This window comes from Sulfobacillus harzensis (genome assembly GCF_012933365.1).
Classification (GTDB): domain Bacteria; phylum Bacillota; class Sulfobacillia; order Sulfobacillales; family Sulfobacillaceae; genus Sulfobacillus_B; species Sulfobacillus_B harzensis.
Map to the genome: position 1 here is coordinate 1 of NZ_JABBVZ010000313.1, position 701 is coordinate 701.

Sequence of the window (701 nt, forward strand, 5' to 3'; positions counted from 1 at the left end):
TCCGGTACCGTTTCGCTGGAAGTGGAAGCCCGAGGACGCAAAAAGCATGGACGCTATTTAGGAATGGCTATACTAGGGACGTTCTGCCCCGACGATACGAAGGAGGCTGCCCTTTTTGGACAGCCTCTCCTCCCATTCCACTAAGGGAATTTACCTCTAACGATGGCGGGTTCCCCTCAATGGCAGTCCCGTAGATTGCCGTCGAGAACGGCAAACCCTGCAGCGGGCTCTCCTTTCGTGCCGGGAACAATCGAAACCGGTGCTAACGGAGGAAACGGTACCGGGAGATCGGTGCCGGAATGCGAAGCGAACCAGATGGAGGTGCCTTCCAACCGACCCATGCGGCGCTCGATGACGCCGTAGATGACGTACCAATAATCGGTAAGCTCCTCTCCGAAGGTGCGGGGATCGGGCAGGTTCTCGACGATAATTAAAATACTGGCCTCATTTCCGGGGCCTTGCCGAATCCAAACCGTCCCGCCGGGAACGTACTGAGGCTCAAGCGTCACGCTGCAATCGACCAGCACTGACGGATCCACATTCTCGTGATTGTGGTGAGAGGGTGGATTGGACGACAATGGGTCGTTTGCTGTTTTCGCATTACTCTCAAACTTGGACAACGCGTTTCCTCCTACCTTAGTTTTTTGTGTGAAACCTGTTGTTCTCATTGATTTTTGTGAAATCCCGGGACCTCTGCGACC

The 701-nt window shown here is 54.6% G+C and carries 1 protein-coding gene; it reads right to left on the reverse strand.

What is annotated here, in order from left to right; translation table 11 throughout:
* Nucleotides 1-176: 176 nt before the first annotated feature.
* A complete protein-coding gene (locus HIJ39_RS23245; protein WP_169103390.1) occupies nt 177-620 on the reverse strand; it encodes a hypothetical protein in 444 nt (147 codons plus the stop codon).
* Nucleotides 621-701: the final 81 nt, after the last annotated feature.